This window comes from Saccharicrinis sp. 156, assembly GCF_050589685.1.
Lineage (GTDB): Bacteria > Bacteroidota > Bacteroidia > Bacteroidales > Marinilabiliaceae > Saccharicrinis.
Genome location: NZ_JBNGOS010000007.1, coordinates 186,415 through 207,276 on the forward strand (window position 1 = coordinate 186,415; position 20,862 = coordinate 207,276).

Annotated in this window: 14 protein-coding genes and 1 pseudogene; 7 read left to right on the forward strand and 8 right to left on the reverse strand. The window is 38.2% G+C overall.

The features are described 5' to 3' along the window. Window positions 1–16: 16 nt before the first annotated feature. The 6 genes from ACRD64_RS06055 to ACRD64_RS06080 all read right to left on the reverse strand — a co-directional run bounded on the left by ACRD64_RS06055 (window position 17) and on the right by ACRD64_RS06080 (window position 9,518). Entirely contained in the window at window positions 17–1,567 is a 1,551-nt protein-coding gene (locus tag ACRD64_RS06055; RefSeq protein ID WP_430932337.1) for a RagB/SusD family nutrient uptake outer membrane protein, read from the reverse strand. Between the two features lie 25 nt (window positions 1,568–1,592). Then, a complete protein-coding gene (locus ACRD64_RS06060; protein ID WP_430932338.1) occupies window positions 1,593–4,715 on the reverse strand; it encodes a SusC/RagA family TonB-linked outer membrane protein in 3,123 nt (1,040 codons plus the stop codon). A gap of 248 nt (window positions 4,716–4,963) precedes the next feature. Beyond that, entirely contained in the window at window positions 4,964–5,671 is a 708-nt protein-coding gene (locus ACRD64_RS06065; protein WP_430932339.1) for a FadR/GntR family transcriptional regulator, read from the reverse strand. Between the two features lie 239 nt (window positions 5,672–5,910). Then, the gene (locus tag ACRD64_RS06070; RefSeq protein ID WP_430932340.1) at window positions 5,911–7,662 is read right to left on the reverse strand and encodes a polysaccharide lyase 6 family protein; all 1,752 of its coding nucleotides are present in this window, start codon (window positions 7,660–7,662) and stop codon (window positions 5,911–5,913) included. Window positions 7,663–8,137: 475 nt separating this feature from the next. Beyond that, window positions 8,138–8,953, reverse strand: coding sequence for a universal stress protein (locus ACRD64_RS06075; RefSeq protein ID WP_430932341.1), 816 nt, complete (start codon window positions 8,951–8,953; stop codon window positions 8,138–8,140). A gap of 223 nt (window positions 8,954–9,176) precedes the next feature. Further along, complete coding sequence (locus ACRD64_RS06080; RefSeq protein ID WP_430932342.1) at window positions 9,177–9,518, reverse strand: hypothetical protein; 342 nt, start codon at window positions 9,516–9,518, stop codon at window positions 9,177–9,179. 272 nt (window positions 9,519–9,790) lie between these two features. Between ACRD64_RS06080 and ACRD64_RS06085 the strand changes: the two genes are divergently transcribed. The 6 genes from ACRD64_RS06085 (at window position 9,791) to ACRD64_RS06110 (ending at window position 18,488) form a co-directional block, all read left to right on the forward strand. Beyond that, the gene (locus tag ACRD64_RS06085) at window positions 9,791–11,662 is read left to right on the forward strand and encodes a sensor histidine kinase (protein WP_430932343.1); all 1,872 of its coding nucleotides are present in this window, start codon (window positions 9,791–9,793) and stop codon (window positions 11,660–11,662) included. Between the two features lie 205 nt (window positions 11,663–11,867). Then, window positions 11,868–12,524: a hypothetical protein gene (locus ACRD64_RS06090; protein ID WP_430932344.1), complete on the forward strand. Its 657-nt coding sequence runs from the start codon at window positions 11,868–11,870 to the stop codon at window positions 12,522–12,524. 67 nt (window positions 12,525–12,591) lie between these two features. Then, a complete protein-coding gene (locus ACRD64_RS06095; protein ID WP_430932345.1) occupies window positions 12,592–12,894 on the forward strand; it encodes a winged helix-turn-helix domain-containing protein in 303 nt (100 codons plus the stop codon). Window positions 12,895–12,990: 96 nt separating this feature from the next. Next, window positions 12,991–15,477, forward strand: coding sequence for an XrtN system VIT domain-containing protein (locus ACRD64_RS06100; protein WP_430932346.1), 2,487 nt, complete (start codon window positions 12,991–12,993; stop codon window positions 15,475–15,477). Between the two features lie 143 nt (window positions 15,478–15,620). Then, the gene (gene xrtN / locus ACRD64_RS06105) at window positions 15,621–17,060 is read left to right on the forward strand and encodes an exosortase N (protein ID WP_430932347.1); all 1,440 of its coding nucleotides are present in this window, start codon (window positions 15,621–15,623) and stop codon (window positions 17,058–17,060) included. 315 nt (window positions 17,061–17,375) lie between these two features. Then, complete coding sequence (locus ACRD64_RS06110; protein ID WP_430932348.1) at window positions 17,376–18,488, forward strand: damage-control phosphatase ARMT1 family protein; 1,113 nt, start codon at window positions 17,376–17,378, stop codon at window positions 18,486–18,488. Window positions 18,489–18,545: 57 nt separating this feature from the next. On the opposite strand, the gene ACRD64_RS06115 is transcribed toward ACRD64_RS06110, so the two are convergent. Continuing rightward, the gene (locus ACRD64_RS06115) at window positions 18,546–19,421 is read right to left on the reverse strand and encodes a zinc-dependent peptidase (protein WP_430932349.1); all 876 of its coding nucleotides are present in this window, start codon (window positions 19,419–19,421) and stop codon (window positions 18,546–18,548) included. Between the two features lie 14 nt (window positions 19,422–19,435). Beyond that, entirely contained in the window at window positions 19,436–20,317 is an 882-nt protein-coding gene (locus tag ACRD64_RS06120) for a GIY-YIG nuclease family protein (protein WP_430932350.1), read from the reverse strand. A gap of 183 nt (window positions 20,318–20,500) precedes the next feature. Here ACRD64_RS06120 and ACRD64_RS06125 point away from each other — a divergent pair. Next, window positions 20,501–20,862 (forward strand): annotated as a pseudogene (locus tag ACRD64_RS06125) (ISNCY-like element ISCku10 family transposase); the annotation flags it as partial.

The following is a 20,862-nucleotide window of genomic DNA, read 5'->3' on the forward strand; positions in this document are numbered from 1 at the left end:
TACTAATTTTTACTAATTAATAACCCGGATTTTGTGTTGCATTAGTAGCTACAGTCATCACACTGTTAGGTATCGGCAATAAATATTGCCACTCCTTTAATTGTCTCCCACCTTCACTTAAATAGCTCATATCGCTTGCAGCTCCAGCGTAGTAGGGTTCTGAAATAACCGTACCGTCTTCCTGAATTGTGCTTACAATTATTTCAGCATTGTAATGGGCCTCCATTATCGTCGCCAACCTATCGGTACGCAGAAGGTCGTAATAACGGTGGTTCTCAAAGGCAAATTCAAGTCGTCTTTCGTTTTCAATAGCCAGCATCATATCCCATTGCGTAGGCACATCTTCTTCGAGTATATCATCCAGCCCAACCCTGTCCCTTACTTCGTTGATATAAGGCAAGGCATCGGCCACACTTGATGTTTCGTTTTCAATTTCGGCCAACATTAACAATACATCTGCAAAACGGAGCACAATCCAATCATTTTCCGCGTCCTGCTCATTTTCGTAGTCTGATAAGTATTTTTTAACGAAAGGAACGAAGTTCTCATTACCACTGTCGTCGATCCAGGTATCATACATCACAACATCTTTTCTGATATTATCCCCTTCTGCATCATAAGCTTCGATGAGGTCATTAGTTGGGGTGTTATAGCTATATGCTCTACCGGGCACAAAAGTACCATCGCGTGGCGAAAAATAATTGGAAAAAGGCGAACCCTGACCATAACCTCCTGATAAATAACGAACAGCAAATATAATCTCGTCGTTCATTTCGTTATTAACATCAAATACGCCTTCATAATCATCAACCAACAATCCGTGTCCACTATTATCTTTCACATTAGTCAACAATGTTTTTGCACTGGCATAATCATTTAAAGTTAGGTAAACCTTTGCCAACAAAGTTTTAGCAGCCCATGAGGTTGCACGTCCAAGATCCGAATCATCATAAGTACCGGGGAGCAAACCTGTGCTTCCTGCTGCTCCGCCAGCTAAAATCAAATCACTTTCAATTAAATCGTATACATCCTGCACTGAACTACGCGAAAGACTATTTCCTTCCTCAATACTAAGTCTTTCGGTCACAAGAAATACAGGACCGTACAAACGAACCAAATTGAAATAAATGTAAGCCCTGATAAAACGGGCTTCACCTTCCAGCTGACTCTTTAAATCTTCATCAGCCACAACACCAATATTTTCCAATACCACATTACAGTTATCGATACCCTTATATGCCGCCTCCCAATAACTTTCATTTTCTTCATGGGTAGTTGACACCGTAAAATTATCCAGTTGTCTTAAACGAACATTTACTGCATCTCCGGTATTTTTTATGTACAAACGCGCATTATCTGAGCGTATTTCGGTTAAGCGCCATTCGTCATTGGCCATACTTCTCAAACCGCTATAGCTGGCCATAACAGCCATATTCAGTTCGTCATCGTTGCTATAGAAACTGCTTTCCCCTAACTGATCTATCGGAGCCTTATCCAGAAAATCTTCACAAGAAGAGAAAGCAAGAATAGCTAACGCCATAAAAGCTATATTTATATATTTTTTCATAATCTTTTTTGATTTTGATCGGTAATTAAAAACTAATATCAATACCTGCACTGTATACCCTCTGAATAGGGAACGCACCTCGTTGATAGCCATCAACCAAAGGGCTTGCATAATTACTACCTGATGTTTTGCGTGCCTCAGGATTAATGCCATTATAATCATCCGGCCACCAATAAAACAGGTTTTGTCCGCTTAAATATACCCTCACATTAGAAACCTTGGCTTTTCTGGCAATGTCCTTAGGCAAACTATAACCAATGGTAAGATCGCGTAGCGTAAAATAACTCGCATCTTCTACGGCATAATCCGTATATACTTGTGTTATCCCATTTCTTTCGAAAGGGGTTTGCCCATCGCCAGGATTGTTTTCGTCTATCCACCTGTTGGTGTTAAAGTTTTTGTTATACCTTACAGTTTCTGCATAGTAAATATCACCGTTAACAACTTCGGCTCCAACCACACCTTGTAGCAGGAAAGAAAGGTCAAAATCTTTATAGCTTAAGCTATTCGTTATACCCCAGGTAAAATCGGGCAAAGGATTACCAATAACAGTATAGTCACTGGCATCAATAACGCCATCACCGCTTACATCTACAGCTCGCAGACCGCCTGCGGTATCATTAATATGCGAAGGATTATTCGCAATCTCCTCTTCCGAAACCCAAACTCCTTGCGTTTTGAAACCATAAAACTGCACTAATGGATCTCCCACTCTTGTTATATACTCCTCATTTCTTTCCCCTCTTGTTATCTGATAGTTTTCCCCTCCAAGATCTAACACCTTGTTGCGGTTCATGGAATAATTAAAGGTTGAGCTCCATATGAAATCGCCACGGTTAAGGTTACGGGTAGTCAACACTACTTCAAGACCTTTATTTCGTACCTTACCTTTGTTACTCCATGCCTCGGTAAAACCTAATACAGAGTTAACCGAGCGCTCATACAACAAGCTTTTCGTAATGGCATAATAAAAATCAACACCCAAATTGATGCTTCCATTTAAAGCGCTAAAATCAAGACCATAATTATATTCGTTCGTCTGTTCCCATTGCAGTGCAGAGTTGCCGATGACATCGGATATATTGGAAATTCCTGACACAACAGAACCATTGGAGCTTCCTAACACATAACTATTTGAAGACAGCATATTGGTATTGGCATAATTTTCAATATCATCCGTACCTGTGACACCATAACTGGCGCGCAGTTTCAGCTGGTCTACCCATGTTACGGCATCTTTGAAGAAACTTTCTTCGGAAACGCGCCATCCTAGGGAAACGGAAGGGAAATACCCCCAGCGGTTATCTTTACCAAACTTTGAACTACCATCCCCTCTAAAACTGGCCGATAACAAATACTTATCTGCATACGAATAAGCAAAACGGGAGAACAACGACACCAATCCCTCTTCTTCTTCCCAGGTACCGGTAACAAGATCCTCGTCATCGTACTGCAAAATAGATCCGGCAGCATTCAGCGTGCGAATATAATCGGTGGCAAAGTTATTACCGTATATTCCGGCTGATTTAGTATTCCTTTTCTGGATTGAAAAACCAAGCAAGGCATCGAAACTGTGACTTCCGGTTTTCTTATTGTACGTAAAGGTGTTTTCTGATAACAAATCGGTAAACAAGTTATTCTCGTACAGGCTGCTGTTAGGCGACGACGCAGTTTTTGAGTTTATATTTTCATATGTATTCTCTTCGGTATACACCACATTGAAACCATTGGATGTTTTAAACGCTAAACCTTTTGCCAGCTTTATATTCAAATAAAGCGAACTCTGCATGCGGTAATCATCTCGGGAATAAAATTGGTTGTGCATGACCGACAATGGATTATTATTGGAAGTGTTGTAAGGAGAAGTCCCCTCCACTGTTCTCTGCTCGCCGGTTTGCGGGTCAATACCGGTATATGTTTTATTACTGTAGTGATAACCGTGAGAATAACTTCCTACGGGTTGCCCTGTAATGGCAGAAGTAAACTCGTTATGGTAAACCGGCAAAAACCTTGGTGTACGCACAAAATCGGTAAACGGATTAGTAGGCTTACTTCTTTTGGTATAGCTCGGTGACATGGTAACACCCACTTTAACTTTTTTTGATAATTCCGCTTCAATTTTAGAGCGTATATTCACTCTGTCATATTTATTCTGGAGCATGATACCTTTGTCCCCCAGGTATGATGAAGAAACATAGTATTTCAAGCCTTTATTTCCACCTGACACGTTAAATTGTGCATCAACTACACCCGCCAACCTTAAGGCTTCATCCTGCCAGTTGGTATCTTCGGTTTCCAAGGTGGCCATTGCGAAATACATATCACCCAAAGTTGTACCGGAAAGATTGGCCTCGTTCACCTTCATATCAATAAATTCATTCTGAGTCATCATAGGATGCAACTCATACACATCTTTAACACCATACGATGCACGTACATTGTATTTGGGTTTGCCTTCGTCACCACTCTTTGTGGTGATAATGATTACACCATTTGCAGCCCTGGATCCGTAAATAGCTGCGGAAGCCGCATCCTTTAAAACTTCCATTGATTCAATGTCAGCTACATCAACCACGCTAAGACCGTCTTCAATTGGAAAACCGTCAATAATCACAAGCGGTTGTCCGTTTGCACTGATCGAACCATTACCCCGAACTGTAATAATAGGGGACTCTCCCACCTGAGAAGTAGTATTTTGAATTTGCACACCCGCTACACGCCCCTGTAAAACCTGATCAGCCCTGGCGCCCGGTATATCCTCGAGTCCATCTGGTTCCAGTTTCGCAATTGCGCCGGTAAGGTGTGATTTTTTCATGGCGCCATAACCAACGACAACCACCTCTTCCAATCCTGCAATATCAGGTGCCAATACAATATTGATAACCGTATTTGCCCCCGTCACAATTTCCTTCGAGGTATATCCGATAAAAGAAAATATCAGTGTCGCGTTTTCGCCTTGTGTTTTTAAAGAGTAGCTACCGTTAATATCGGTAATAGTTCCGTTGGTGGTACCTTTTTCAACCACATTCACTCCTATTAGAGGTGATCCGTCACCGCCATCGGTGACTTTACCTGTATATGTTTGAGCAAATACATGAGTGAATAATCCGGCACATAAAATTAATGTTAATAGGATTTTCCTTTTCATTTTGATTGTAATTTTTTTCCAAAAACTCAATTGCTTACTGCAATCGTTCATTAGAATTATAACAATTAGATTTTTTATTTAGCTTTGCAAGGACAATACACCCCCTAGCACAACCTCATATATTGTCCAGATGAATGAGTTTGTTGTGTGGTTATAAGGGATTTGTATTGAACTGTTCGAATTAGTGCGCTTCGGCGCACTAATTTTTTTTACCCTGAATCGACTCCCATATTTTACTTAATTTAAATTTATATTTTCTGTTTACTAAATTCTATAACATCTTGCAGATGCTCCATCAGATGCTTTTCTGCCTTATTTCCATCACCATCAATAATCGCCTGCAAAATAGCTTCATGCTCTTTTACACGTCTTATCTTGTGTTCATTATCACAAACCTTTTCGGCAATATAGATTTTAATGATATCCGGAAGAATAATCAACAACATGGTTTTAATGACCGAATTATGACTCGCCTCAGCGATGCGTAAATGAAATATGAAATCTTCATTTTCGGCGGGTAAATTCAATTTCGTACGAGCATTATACGCATCCAACGCTTTTTGCATGGCAGCAATGTCTTCATCCGTTCTGCGAATGGCAGCCTGTTGTACAGAAAACCTTTCCATCACTATCCGGCTTTCCACCAAGGAGAAAAAATCAGGTTTCTCTATCTTCATGATGTTGGAAAGTAACCCTTCCATAGCTGTAATATCAACTCCGTTAACTACCACTCCGCTTTGGGGGAGTGTATTTAAAATACCCACAAACTCCAATTTTTTTATGGCATCACGAATATAAGTCCTGCCAACACCTAATTTCTCCGATAACTTTCGTTCTGAAGGTAATTTGTCTCCCGGTTTTAAATACCCAGACACAATCAGTTCTCTGATCTGTCTGATTATCTTATCAACCGGCGTTTCAACCTCAATTGCTTTAAAATTCTCTAATAGTTCCATTTTTATATCTTTAACTGCTATTCCAGTAACTGGGCTACCAAAATTACTGAAAATCCACCTTTTCACCAACCCGGTTACGAAAGCAGCATTCACACAATATCATTTTTACACTGTCAAGGTAACATCTTATGCACTATCGGATGCTTAGGTGTGCACGCACCGAACTTTTTCGCATCCTCATGTTTCCATCATCAAAATCCCAAACCAAAGATGTTTCCAGCACATACCAAATTACGTTTTTACAACACACCATTGCTCATCAACACTTTTTGGGTCTGATAATATTTCTTTCCCGATACAAACCTGGCTAACAATATATTATCCTCAACATTAACATGTATAAAGGTTGGTGTTTCCAATAACTTTCCCGATTTAATCAATCTGCCAGAAAGATCATATAACCTATATCGAATAGGGAAATAAGACGATTTGATTACGCTAAAGCACACAATACTTTCTGATACCCTATATTTAACCATCTCGGTTTGTGTATATGAGAGATTAAAAATTCCGGAAACATTTTCATCATTTCCCGTATATGGCCCAACATCTTCCATTTCCAATGACGTAATTTCAATTGTTAAGTCGGAAAACTCATCGCATCCCACATCTTTATTGTCATTTCTTGATTGTCCATCTATATCTTTAGCCACCATGGCGAACTCACCTTGCGCAGCATCAATTAAAACACTTGACGAAGAAGGACGCCATAAATAATCTTTATGCTCTAAACCGCAATCCGCAAAAACAAAGCCCGTACTTACTTCTTCAACATCTTCATTGGCATTTACAATATTACCAAGCCAGGTCATATTTGTGGGCTCATCTTCAATGGTAATATTTTTGTTTCCCGAAGTTTTATCGATAGCGTTATTGGCAAAAGTGCAATTCATGGGCGGCAAGCTTTTTTCCGAGTCTTTTCCTGCTCCAACAATCAATGGCATTTTACAATCTACAATTGTATTAAAGCTAACGACTGCGTCCTGAACCTGAAAATACCTGTTCAAAGGAGAATCAGGCACCCCATTCATCATGCATATGGCCGATCTGTAATCATCTCCTTTTAATCCCTCGAAATAATTATTATATACCTGATGTCTCTCACCGATGATTCGAACACCACCGGATGACTTGTCTTTTCCAAAGAAGAAGTTACCATATACGGAACAATCGTTTCCATGGCGAAGTGTCAAACATCCGTCGCAATCCCTAAAAGTATTGTAACGATAAGTATTAAAACATGATTTATTGGAAATGATCTCAATCTCGCCATCACACGCTTCAAAAACATTGTACTCAACAATAGCATGCGAATCTTTCATACTATTGGTGCTAGTTCCAATCCTAATGGTTTCACCACCATTATACCCTAAATCGGGCCGTGCTCCAAAATAATTATGATCTATCTGTGTATAATTTGGTTCATCATTTAACCATATCACCACAGTAGTTCCCGAGTGCTCTTTTCCTGAAAATGTGCAGTGGTCTACCCTGTTATAGTCACTGTAAATTGATACCCATTTATAATCAGTATCCTTATCAGATGGATTATAATCAACAATTGAACAATTCGTTAACCTACAACGACTGGCTAATTTTGAAGAACCATTTCTAAATTCTATTACCGCTCCGGATGGCGAATAACCATTTTCAAACCTTAATCCGTTTACCTCAAGATATTCACCACTTATTCTTAAAGTGGACGTTCCTGTTAAAATAACGCCATCCTTTTCCGCTGCAATTAACACGATCGGCCTCCCTTCTTCGCCCTCACCTTCAAATTTTATTTCTTCATTAGTCCATATGCCTGAAGTCATTTTTAAGGTATCCCCTGCCTGAAGGTTATCTAACACGTTTTCAATCTCACTTGCAGAAGAAACCGTAAAATTGGTAGCCTGAACATTAAATCCAAACATTACCATTAATAGGATAATGTTATATAAACTGGAATTCATCCTTTCAACAATGATTTTTCTGCAATTATCCTTCAAAACTTTTATTTTAAGTACATTTTAAACTTATGCTTCCTAATACCCGATAAATCCAGATATGCACTCTAACCAAACACTGACCTACCTGTTGCTTGGTAGACCAATTTACGTATACATTTTTAATTAACAAATTTTAAGGTATATTTTTTTCGTCCAGAATTAACGGCAGAACCATAAAATATATTCTTATTTGCTGTATATCTATGGTTTATGATTATTTTTGCAGTATTACAAAGATAGTACTTAAATAAAGTTAATAATTGGTTTACCAATTTAATTAAAATATGTAAATATTTTTAAAAAGAAAAGAACGGTCGGAAAGAATTAGATTATTGACCGGATATTACCAAACAAAAAAAATAAACCCGTTTATCGTCTCTTACGATAAACGGGTTTAACTACCATTGTTATTATGAACCAACCACATTGAAGCTATCGCACTTCAATATCTTTATCCAACGGAGAAAACATCTAGCTATTCAAGTTTGTCGTGCAATATAAGCATGGGGTGTTCCGGATGCAACACCATCTGCTTTGTGATGCTTGGATGGAAGATTCTATCGAAGAAACTTACATCGTGGCGAACCATAGCTACTATTTCCGCATCATTCTCTTCCATAAACTTACTAATACTTTTACTAACGTCTTCACCTTCTATAAAGTTGAAGCTCAAGTCGATATTAGGGAAGTGGGTAGCAATTTTATTTTCGGCATCTAAGCGATTAACATATTCATCATCAAGCACATTAACAAACATCAATGCCGAACGGTAACGCTCCACAATATCCCGAACAGGATTCATAACCTCATCCTTTGGAATATCTTTTAAATCAGTGGCAAACACAATTTTTTCTGGTTTTTTAAACTGTGCGCTTTTAGGCACCACCAAAATAGGAGCCTTAATATTCTTAATAACCTCGTAAGCATTTGAACCCAACAAAAAGTTCTCCAAAGCAGATTCTCCTCTGCAACCAAGCACAATCAAGTCAGGATGATTTTTGTGAATATAATCGTGTACTACATCAATCAGAGATCCGAAACCGGATAGAACTTTCACATCTGCCTCTGGAAAAGCGCGCTTAAGAAGTGTCATTTCTTGTTTTAAGCCTTTTTCACTTTCGTAAGCCATCTCTTCTTTCACCTGCATTACATACGGGCTGCCACTAAATTCTAAGTCATACGCATTTAACAATATAAAAGTAACATCATCATCCTTAAACATCTTTAAGGCATAAAAAGCGGCATTTCGGGCAGTGTTTGAAAAATCAGTTAACAGCAATACATTTTTCATAGCCGGAAATTTAACATCAACAAGTATTATTTATACATAACCGGTATTTGGATACCGTGGATAGAAGTGTCTGAAAATTAACATTTTCGAATTGTCATTTCAACTATATACTTTTATACGGGAAGATTAAAAAAAAGGTTACGGTTTTTGTTAAGTTTTTTCAATAAAGTTCTACCTGGAATATATTATGTTTAGATTGCAATTTACGAACGCTAAAATTTCGTTAAACTCTTTCCATTACAAAAACACCACAAACCCCTTGCTCATCTTCACTGGAACCAACAATCTGTCCGTTGGCGTTAATAATACCTTCTCTTTTTTCGGGAAAATACTCCAATGTTTCTGTTGAGGAGAGTTCAACACCAACGACCTCAAATTTTATTTTGTTACCCTCCAATCTACCATCAAGATGACACTTGACTTTAAATGGTATTTCATCCTCAATAAACTCCGTAAAACCTAATATCCCATATACCCGGTTACCTGCCTGAGTTAATACCACCTCCCCTTCATCCTTTCCAAAATCGAATTCTTCCTTAAAACTCCATTTGCCAGATAAATTCATAACGTATATTTTTGAACCAAAAATAACAATTTTTGCGTGTTTCGCGCTGTTACGAATGCCCCTAAAAAACCATTCATTATTCAATAAAACTTTTTAATAAGATCTCATTGGATTATTTTGAATATATTACCACTTAATCCATGATCAACAAGTATAAGCACTTGGATTTATAAAATAATTAAGAATCATTACTAATGTCTTCCAATCTAAAAAATAAACTTTTACCTATTATTATTGCTGTAGCGTGCTTTTTCCTACTGATAATAAGCACCTTGAAATACAGTAAACATAAAGAAGGGCAATGGGAAAAAGATGTCAGAAATCAGATACTTGATATCTTAATTTCTAAGAAGTCGAGACTGGAAAAAGCATTATATTCAAGAATTTACTATACAAAAGGAGTTGCTTCTTTTGTTTCCTTGAAACCCAACATTTCAAATGAAGAATTTACAATTCTTGCATTTGATTTAATTAAGGATGATACGGTCATCAACTCTATGGCTCTATCCAAAAATTGTATTATAAGTGCCATCTATCCCTTAAAAGGTCATGAGGATGCAATTGGATTAAATTTGTTGGATCATCCCAAAAGAAAGATAATTGTAAACAAGACAATAGAAACCAGAAAAACGTTTGTAGCTGGTCCGGTTGAGCTTATCGAAGGGGGGATTGCTTTTATTAGTTACACTCCAATCTTTGATAAAACGCAATCTACAGCAGGTGAATTTTGGGGCGTTACTGATATCGTTATATTGATGGATCCACTTCTTAAAGAAGCTGGCATAGTTTTGGACGACAAAGAAATGGAGTATTCTCTTAAGGGATATGATGGTACCGGAAACCATGGTGAGATATTTTTTGGGAACAAAGATATTTTCTCAAACAATCCGGTAACCGTATCTATAAACTTACCCTATGGCAACTGGATTTTAGCTGCCAAGCCTAAAATTGATTGGAAATACTATTACAACAAAGACAAAATAACCAAGGTGTATTTATATCTAAGCTCATTGGTGATTAGCATTTTAATTGGTTTATTGATTTACAACTTCCTAAAAACAAAAAAAAACGAAACTAAACTCAAGGCCATTTTCGAATCGCTGGACAGCTTAATTTTCGAATTTAACGAGAAGGGGGTATACCAAAGTGTTGCAACCACAAAACAAAATTTATTGATAAAACCGCAACATGAACTTTTGGGTAATACGATACACGACATCTTTGAAAAAAAAGTGGCGAACAAAATTCAAAAAGCCATAACACAATGTCTACTCACCAGGAAATTGGTGATCATCGAATATCCTGTTTCAATAAATAACATAGATTGTTGGTTTCAGGGCAGAATTTCCTATAAAAGCGAAAACTCCGTTATTTTTAATGCCATTGACATTACGCTTATTAAAGCAAACGAACAGGTCATTAAAGATTCTGAGTTAAGGCTAAAGCAGTCAAATGCGATGAAAGACAAACTTTTTTCGGTTCTGGCTCATGATTTAAGAAATTCCCTGGGTTCGTTTAACCAATTAATTGACCTCTTGGTGAACGAATATGATGAATTTAGCGAGGAGGAAAAAAGAAGCAAACTAACAACCATAAACAACTCAAGTCGTGATGTTTATGATTTATTGGAGAATATCCTGGAATGGCAAATTATTAAAAGTAACGCTCCTGAAGTAAAGTTGAAACGTGATAACGTCGTAAAAATTTGTGATGAAGTATTGGTTTTACACAGCCAGGAAGCAAAGAAAAAGAATATTAAGATAGTCAATAACATACCAGAAGATACCATGGCTTTATATCACGAGAAACTGTTTTCCTCCATCTTGCGCAATCTTGTTTCAAACGCAATCAAATTTTCGCACAGAAACAGCACAGTAAAAATATATTGTGATACCATTGTAAAAGATGATCGCGAATATTTAGCCATAAAAGTTGAAGATAAAGGTATAGGTATCCAGCAAAAGAAAATCGATAGATTCTATTCTTCGAATTTAATTCCAAGCAGCGAAGGCACTTATAACGAAAAAGGCTCGGGACTCGGACTTGTACTTTGTAAAGAATTTGTTGAAATGCAAGGTGGCGAACTGCACATCGAAAGCAAGGTTACCAAAGGGAGTACCTTTATATTTACGCTTCAAATTTAATCTGAACCGTTTTTGCGAATTCATGAATAATGACGGAAACCATACGTTTTGTAAGGCCTAGCCATGACAAGCCTTGCATTCTCTTGGGTTAATCCCGTATTTTCATCCGTTAGTTTGCAACAAATTCAAAAAATACCACATTTATTTGCCCATTAAAAAAATTAATCTTTACTTTGCATTACAAAGTACTTTTAAATATTATGTCATGAATGCAGAAGAGCAATTGAACCATCTTTCAGAAATACGTTCGTTAATGGAGCGTTCGAGCCGTTGTTTATCCTTAAGCGGTTTATCAGGCATTTCGGCTGGCATTATTGCTATTATAAGCGGATTGTACACGTGGTGGTATCTGGGCGACGGTTCCTTTGCCCCTCCCGTCCAGGTTACCGAGTATTTTTTATCGCTCCATATTTTTTCGGACAGATTTATTACCGTAGCAATCATTGCCATGATAACCTTGACACTTGCCATATTATCGGCATTCTTTTTTACGTATCAGAACAGTATAAAACAAGGACTAAAAATATGGGATGCCTCTACCAAATATTTCCTCATCAATTTATTTATACCCTTAATTACCGGAGGAATATTTTGTTTGGTATTAACCTACCATGGCGAACTTTATCTATTGGCTTCTTCAACACTTATATTTTACGGCTTAGCCCTTTTAAACGCCAGCAGATATACACATCGGGAAATAAGGTACCTCGGCGTTTCTGAAATATTTTTAGGTTTAATAAGCAGCCTTTTAATTGGATACGGTATTATTTTTTGGTTGATTGGTTTTGGCGTTTTACATATAGTTTATGGCGGTATTATGTATTCGAAATACGAAACCAGCGCGGCAGGTGCAAATAATTAGTTCCCTTGGCAACACAATCAAACTGGCTATTAACGCTTTACTATATTTTAACAGATAAAAAGGTATAATGGGCATTATCGACAACATAAGCAAACTCTTCGAAAGTAGATTGCGGCTGGGAATTATGGCCATATTGATGGTGAACGAGAAGGTGGACTTTAATACATTAAAAGAACACCTTGGTGCCTCAGACGGAAACCTGGCCAGCCATATAAAAGCATTGGAAAAAAATGAACTTATTGAGGTACACAAACAGTTTGTGGGTCGAAAACCCCAAACTACGTACAAAGCCACTCAACTGGGACGACTTTCGTTCCAAAAGCATATTGACGGACTAAATAAATTAATAAAAGGAATGAATAGCGAATAAGCTTCAAGCCAGTAATCCAAAACCAGCTACTGCGACCTAAAGTTTATTTTTTTGATCTTTAACTTTGTATTTCAAAGTACTTTTATATATTCAATTATGAAAACAAAATTAACCCCCATCCAAATTTTAGGCCTATGCCTCATGCCAGTTTCAATGACCGTTTTTTATTTTGTGCCACATACACGCGAAACTTTACAAGGTGCTGCCTTATTGAATTACCCCATCGCTATGGTTTACTTTTTACTCTCATTTGCCGATAGGCCAAAAGATTCCAGTATTTTCAAGTCTCCTATGCCTAAATTTAATTGGCATATTGTTTTATCATTGATGATGGTAAGCTGTTTTACACTCAATAAGGACATACATATTTTTGCGATCACTCCAGTGTGGTTAAAGATAGCACTTCCCCTAACTCTATTTGCGTTTATTTTTATTGGCTACACGGGAGAAATTCCTCAATGGGCCGGAAAAATGGTATCGTTCTTTACAGGCCTTGGTTTGTTGATATTCGCGTACTATGCTATAGTTCTGTTACCCTTTTCCCCTTTAGCAATTATAGGATTAGTATTACTGGGACTTTCAATTCATCTGCTCGTTCCCATATTCCTTCTGACCTGGGGACTCATAGCTACCTTTAAGGTCAAGTACCATAATGCGCATCCTAAAATGGTATTATCTGGCGCTACGACAGGAATAATGGTACTACTCCTCTACGTTATTATTTACTCATATCATGACAAACAAATTAAAGGCGCTCAAAAAGATCTTGTGTTAAACGAAGGGAGTAACCTGCCAGAATGGGTGGCTTATGCACAAAACAGCACCTCCGAATATTGGACCAAACGTATTATCGGCAAAAAACTGCTGTACGAGGTACATTCTGACGGTTGGTGGGATTTTGACTTTAACCGAGGATCGTTTTCCGATATTAAAAAGCACGACCCGCTTGTTGCCATAGCGGATCTATTTACCAGTGAGCTAACTTTCAGCAATCAGGACCAGGTTAAAATTCTATCGTCCAACACTAACAGTCGACATTATGCTTACGAAAAACTTTGGTCGGGAAGAAACCTAAAGGTCAACAAAGAATTGACAGACGTAAGGATATATCCCGCATACAGAATGGTCTATTTTGAAAAAACGATCTGGATAGAAAATACCAGCACCAATAACCGGAGCCAGCAGGAAGCTTTGTTTACTTTTTATCTACCGGATGGTGCCGTTGCTTCCTCGCTATCGTTATGGATTGACGGAAAAGAAGAGAAATCGAGGTTAACCACTCGAAAGAAAGCTTCCAAGGCTTATAAAACCATTGTTGGCAGAGAGAGACGTGACCCCGTGGTTTTGCATTGGCAAGAAGGTAATAGGTTAACAGCCACCATTTTTCCCTGCACTCCCAAAGAATCCCGCCGGGTAAAAATAGGGATTACTGCACCACTTTTGTATAAAAACAACCGCTTATACTTTCAGAGCATGAGGGTTCAGGGCCCTAAAAACAGTCAAGCCCACGAAGTTACTCATGTTAAGCTGGTTGGTAAAGCTAATTCCGTAAAAATGCCTGGCTTCTTTTCCGAAGCGCTACCAAATCAGTATATCTATGAAGGAAAACCTGTTGGCAGTTGGTCCTGCTCCTTGAACGCATCTCCTTTAACGGAAAACCCATTTACCTTCAATAAACAATCGTACCAAATAAAACCCATTGAATACGCTCATAACAGAATCCCAAAGGCTATTTACCTGGACATTAACCAATCCTGGAACGAAAAAGAAGTAAAACAAATTATGTCGCAAGCAGGTAGTGCCCCTGTATATGTGCACGATCATGGTTTTATGCAGCTTGAGCTCGCTAATTTCGATATGCTTATTCATCGCCTTACAAAGAGACCTTTTTCCTTGATGCCCGTGTTTGAAATAGATTGGCCGGAATCTGCTTTAATCATCACGAAAGGAAAAAACAATTCTCCCATCCCTTCTGAACTCAAAAGTTCAGTATTCCATAATAGGTTGATTACCTATTTATCCGAACAAACCAAATCCGTCGCGACTATTGTTTTAGACCATATAAAATCACCATATATCACTTCCCTGGAACAATTAAAACTAATAGATTGCAGAAATATGACAATTGCGGAACTTCAAGGACTACAAATTGAAAATTGGTTCAAGGAATACAGACAAATTAAAGGAGGCGTAAATATTCCCATGTCGCATATGGCCATAGTGCCAGCTGTTACCAATAAAGATAACACTGCCCAAATACCCCGCGCACCCAGTCATCTACTTCGTCTTTACAATTACCATACAGTAATGCAAAAGGCAGGTAATCTGTTTCTACAAGAAGATGCGACAATACCAAAATCTGTTTATCATCTCTGTAACGAAGCTTTTATAGTAACACCTGTTTCGAGTTTGATAGTGCTCGAATCGCAAAAAGACTACGATCGTTTTGATATCAAGAAAAATAAAAACAGCTTACAGAATGCCAACCTGCAAGATTCCGGTGCGGTTCCCGAACCTCACGAGTGGGCTCTTATTATCGCACTTGGGGCCATACTCTGCTTTGTGTATTTCAAATTTGGATAAAAAAGCCTGTAGGTTAGCCAAATCAATAACCCCCATCCCCACACCCACGGCGTGGGACTTCCACCAGCCTCGTTAGCTGTGGAAAGAGCCTTTTATTGGTCGCCAGGCGCTTATCTCTAATCAAAAGCATTTAAAATATTACCATGAAATTTTTAAAGATACTTGCATTCACCTTTAGTTTCCACATGATTGGGAAACTGAACAGGTACACCAAATTAGTTTGGAGTATAGAAGAACTCGTTGCTTCTAAATCTAAATTATTAAAAGAGATGAATTTAGGTTACGTTGCAGCTGTTATCGTAACACTTGTTGCCATCCCCAAATTCAACGAGTTTGGAGGTTTACGGTTTGAACAGCTATTATTTTTTATGGCATTACCTTTCACATTAACCAAAACCGGTGGCATTTCGAAATTCACACCATTATTTTTGCTATCAACCGTTCTGTTGGTTGTATTCTACATGACCCATGTGTACAGCATTCTATTTTTTGGTGTTTGTTGCGCACTATTAAGCAGCCTGGTTGTAACCAATTACCGGCCAACACTTTTATCTTTGTTATTGAGTATCATCTGTACACCAGCCGTCAAATATTTTTTAAGCATTTACAGTTTCCCTCTTCGATTAAAAGTATCCCAATTAGCTGGTAACATGCTTATGCCTATTACCAGCAATCTCACCGTACAAGGCAATTGCATTTTTTTGAATGACATTGAATTTACGGTTGCCCCTGAATGCCTTGGTTTAAATATGATTGCCTCGGCATTGGTATTTGCCATCTTTACGCTTTCGTTTTTTGCCGGAAAATACAACAAACGTCCCCGAATGAGTTTAGTTATTGGGGCTCTATTGCTTGCGCTAACCTTAGTACTAATTGCCAATCTTACACGAATTATCTTAACCGTACTGCTACAAGCGATGCCCGAAACGCTGATACATGAAACTATCGGTTTATTAATTTTTGTGGTGAACTGCTGTATTCCTTTGCTGTTTATCGGTATTTACGGTAAGGTTTTTTATAAAAGACAGAAAATCGTTCGAGTTAAGTTCGGGCAGCAACATTACTTAAGTCTGGCGATTGCGCCGTTGCTTATTATTGGCAGTTACGATATTCACGAAAATTCGTTTAAAACAGCGTTCGATTCTTCTTCGGTTTTTATTTCTGGCTTTGAACGAAGCGAAAGTACGGACGGGGTAATTAAACTGGAGAACGATTCCGCATTGGTTTATATCAAACCACCTGCGTTTATGCTGGGTTCCGACCATAACCCTTTTATATGCTGGCGTGCAAGCGGTTTCAATATAAAGAAGGAAGCCGAGCTTCAGATTGGTGTACATTACGTGTATTCTTTTGAATTGCATAAACCGAACGAACAGCCATTATACTCTTGCTGGTGGTATAGCAACGGAGGATCTCATACTATCAGTCAATGGCAATGGCGATTGGCCAACATTAAGGGAGAAGATGCCTATAGCGTGATTAATGTAACCTCGGCAGATAAATCAAAATCTTTGGAATGGACTGAAAAAATGTTGTCACAAAACCTCTTTAACCCTAAGTATCAAAGCCAATATGGTCATTAGATTAATGGTCAATAGTGGCAGGGGGTTAAACCCGCAATATGCATTAGAAAATCTATTACACATTGAAATTGTTTCAAAACAAGACACTCCGCTGCTTCACTTCAACTCACCAGAACGATGCTCCAGAAGGTAATCGGGATAAGTTATGCCTCGTTTCAGTAATGCCTTGTTTTATTGTACTTGCAATGCTCATGACGAACCTCCAATACATAATCCGGGTAAAAGGTCATAGCCTTCAAGCTGACCAGTTATTTTTCATATCCCCCAAAAATAATCTACACAATTGCACGTTTGTATTCATGAAAAGCTAGAACTATGTCATTAGAAATATTTACAAGCGATGAGCAATCGTTCGCCCAATATACGCTGCATCATAGAATTCCTAAAATAATCGATGGCCTTATCGACATAAATCCACTATATGCCCATGAACTCATAAAGCTTAGGAACTCAATCCCAAATGAATCGATAAAACATTTAAAGGCTGAAAACACATATCACGAAGATATCAATAATACCATCAGCTCACATAACTACCATTGGAACAATGCTCCTTTTCTTTTTATTGAAAACTACTTGTACCACAAACTGTCTGAGACAATGAATTTCAGGAACAACCGTTTCGATTATTTCAGACATATCAAACTTGGGGATCTACAAAAAAAATCGGACAAACTGGTTGGGCTTTGGCAGCAAGTAGAACAAATATGCAAACTGAATATTGATGAATCGGCACAGGCCATTTTAAAGCTGAACCTACTGGGAAACATGGCGGATTTAAGTCAAGACAAGGAAACCTACAATTCACAGGCAAACAATACTTTGTTGATAGACCATTCGAAGGAATGTACCCGTTTATTGAAAAGTTCAACCCGTATGGATATCATACTTGACAATGCCGGTGAAGAATTATTTTTAGACCTTTGCCTGGCTTATTGGATCCTAAAAAAGACGAGTACCAAAACCGTTCAACTACATTTTAAGTCTATCCCTTATTTTGTATCCGATGCACTCATCACAGACTTTAACGACTTACTTTGTTTTATCGCTGATCAAGAAGGGTTGGAATCGCTAGCCAGATTCTTAAGCAAGAATATCGCCATGGAAAATATCCTTTATTCGGATGATGAATTTTGGTCGAGTGGTTTGCTGTATAGCCAAATGCCAACACCTTTAAAATCTTTACTAGAACCAAGCGAACTACTTATTTTTAAGGGAGATTTAAACTACCGCAAACTAGTTGGCGACCGATATTGGGAACATACTACGCCTACAAAAAACATCGTGAACTATCTCGGCATGAATGCCGTATTCATTAGAGTATTAAAATCGGAAGTTTTAGTAGGCATGGATAAAAACAAAATACAAGAAACTGAAGACAGATCGTGGTTATATAATGGAAGATATGGGATAATTGATTGGGTTTAGTTATTGAAAAAACATTCTTTGCCCGAGAATTCTAACTGTCCTACCGCATTGGTTTTTCTAGGCTGCCCTACCACAACACTTTTTATACTTCAATCCACTACCACAAGGGCAAGGACTGTTCCTCCCAGATCGAGTTCTCGTTTTCGTTAAGTTTATCGTGGATAGATGTTGTTGAAAGATTTCTTCCAGCAGTTTATACAACTCCGGATGTTTTTGATTTAACAGTTTGGGTCGTTCAAAAAAGTACTCGCTGGCCACCGCAAAAAACTCCTGTTTGTTGGTCCCTCCATAAGGATTAATGTCTGACTTATGAGTGTATATCTCCTCTATTTTTTGATTGATCAGATTGAGCCAGGGAATGGCGTATTGATTCTCCAACAACAAAGAAGGAATGCCATCAATAGCACCGTCCATTTTATCTATCAGGTGAACAAACTCATGAATGGCCGTATTCTTTTTGTCTGAAGCATTGGAAAAACCATGATGCAATGCCGGCTTGGAAAGAATCATTTTCCCTTCCATAAAACCTGTACCTACCATGCCTAAAATACTACGATTGTCACCTGATGTTTCCAACTTCTCGTTGAACATAGATGGGTATAGCAATACCTCCTTTAAATTGTTATAACGCCACTCCGGAAACCTAAAAATGGGGATAATAGCACTGGAAGCCACCAATAATTTGTCGTTGATATCCACTTCCACCTCAATACCTGTTACCTTACTGTTCAGCAAAAACTCCTGCACGCGGTATTCGAATTGTGTTTTTTCTTCCGAAGAAAGATGGTAGTAGTAGTTGACCTTTTGAGATAGGATGGCTCGCCATTTGGGGGGGAATTCATCATTGGGTTTTATCCAGGTTGGTCGTTTAAAATGACGAAAAAAAATGAAGGCGATAGCTGCTAAGGCTAGAAGAGTGATTAGTGCAAGCATAGGGTTAAGCCGTATTAATTCTCATTTATTCTATCTTGAACATCTTTAAATGTCAAACCTTCTTTATTTACCCACTCTGTGAATCCATTTGAATTCCTTCCAAGAATCATATTTGAAGCTGCACTTGGACTATTAAAAATAGTGTCTTCGGCAAAAACCAATTTATCCCCTTCCTCTACCATTATCTTAGTATCAACCAACTTTCTTCGCATATTTCTATAGGTTTCTGTACAAGATGCTGATAATTCTCTTTTCCCCTCACTTCCTTTAGCTACAATATATCCTTGATCAGTCTCCGCCATTGAAGCATTAAAGGACCTCGTTTTTATATAATAGGTTTCCTGAACCGAATATTTTTCTACTGCGTTTTTATCATTTTCATGCTTAATTGTTGAAGAAATCAAAAACTTAAATCCCATTACCGGTAAGATCAATCTAATTTGATCTAAGAAATATTCCATATCAGAAATATCCGCCTCATGTAGCGTTGGTAAACCCGGGGAGTTTCCATTTTCGATCTGTGCCGATTTGGCCTCAATAGCTAACTGAACTAGTCTTGATTCCAAATATCTAATTTGTGTTTTAGTGAGTAATTCATCCTTACTTACAAAAAATATAAGCTCTTTAAAATCTTTGTGAGGATCGCTCAAATGTTGTTTTAATCTAACTCTAATATTCTCAGCCTCTCCAATGTAAATTTTTTCATCATATGCATCATTTGTTGGGTCACCTTTTAGGCAATAAACACCAGGGTTATCAAATTCATCCCTTGACATTATTTTATTTACGGAAGCTCTTGGACTGTACACTGCTTTACCAACCCAATTACCAATTTCACTAAACCTGGGACCATATTCAGTTCCATCAATCATATATACAGTCAATTTCTTACCCATCGTTTTCTATCTAGTCTCTGCACGTAAACCCGATATGTATTCACGCTCAACTGGTTAGTGTTGAAAACTAGTTAGAATCTTTATGGGTTTCGGCTTGCTAAAATCAATTAAAATACAGATATTCAACCTGTTGACGATTTGAGATTCGTCTGGTTCACCACAAATTTTCAATCAGGTTCAGATATGCGAAAAAGATTCGAACAGCAAATTACCCTTGGCAGGTTGTTGATACAGGACACAAAAATACCCACTGCAAAACGCGGAGGTGCGTTGCCGGGCTTGTGCGCGGCGTTAAAAGAAATATTCATTAACCCCAAGTGGAACACCCAGGTGTTCGAGATCCTGGAAAAAAAGATATTCTCGGAAAACAACAACATGGGAAGGCCGGGAATGGACCTGTGGCAGATATTCGTGCTTTCGCAGGTTAGGCTGTGCCAGAACATTAGTTATGACGACCTCCATCACATCGCCAATTACGACTCGCTGATCAGGCAACTGATGGGTATCGAGAACGGTTTCGGCCATGGGCGCATAGAAATAGGTTA

Bases quoted from the DNA above. Each gene is read 5' to 3' on its own strand.
- ACRD64_RS06055 (WP_430932337.1), bottom strand. From the start codon at position 1,567: ATGAAAAAATATATAAATATAGCTTTTATGGCGTTAGCTATTCTTGCT.
- ACRD64_RS06060 (WP_430932338.1), bottom strand. From the start codon at position 4,715: ATGAAAAGGAAAATCCTATTAACATTAATTTTATGTGCCGGATTATTC.
- ACRD64_RS06065 (WP_430932339.1), bottom strand. From the start codon at position 5,671: ATGGAACTATTAGAGAATTTTAAAGCAATTGAGGTTGAAACGCCGGTT.
- ACRD64_RS06075 (WP_430932341.1), bottom strand. From the start codon at position 8,953: ATGAAAAATGTATTGCTGTTAACTGATTTTTCAAACACTGCCCGAAAT.
- ACRD64_RS06080 (WP_430932342.1), bottom strand. From the start codon at position 9,518: ATGAATTTATCTGGCAAATGGAGTTTTAAGGAAGAATTCGATTTTGGA.
- ACRD64_RS06090 (WP_430932344.1), top strand. From the start codon at position 11,868: ATGAATGCAGAAGAGCAATTGAACCATCTTTCAGAAATACGTTCGTTA.
- ACRD64_RS06095 (WP_430932345.1), top strand. From the start codon at position 12,592: ATGGGCATTATCGACAACATAAGCAAACTCTTCGAAAGTAGATTGCGG.
- ACRD64_RS06100 (WP_430932346.1), top strand. From the start codon at position 12,991: ATGAAAACAAAATTAACCCCCATCCAAATTTTAGGCCTATGCCTCATG.
- xrtN (WP_430932347.1), top strand. From the start codon at position 15,621: ATGAAATTTTTAAAGATACTTGCATTCACCTTTAGTTTCCACATGATT.
- ACRD64_RS06110 (WP_430932348.1), top strand. From the start codon at position 17,376: ATGTCATTAGAAATATTTACAAGCGATGAGCAATCGTTCGCCCAATAT.
- ACRD64_RS06115 (WP_430932349.1), bottom strand. From the start codon at position 19,421: ATGCTTGCACTAATCACTCTTCTAGCCTTAGCAGCTATCGCCTTCATT.
- ACRD64_RS06120 (WP_430932350.1), bottom strand. From the start codon at position 20,317: ATGGGTAAGAAATTGACTGTATATATGATTGATGGAACTGAATATGGT.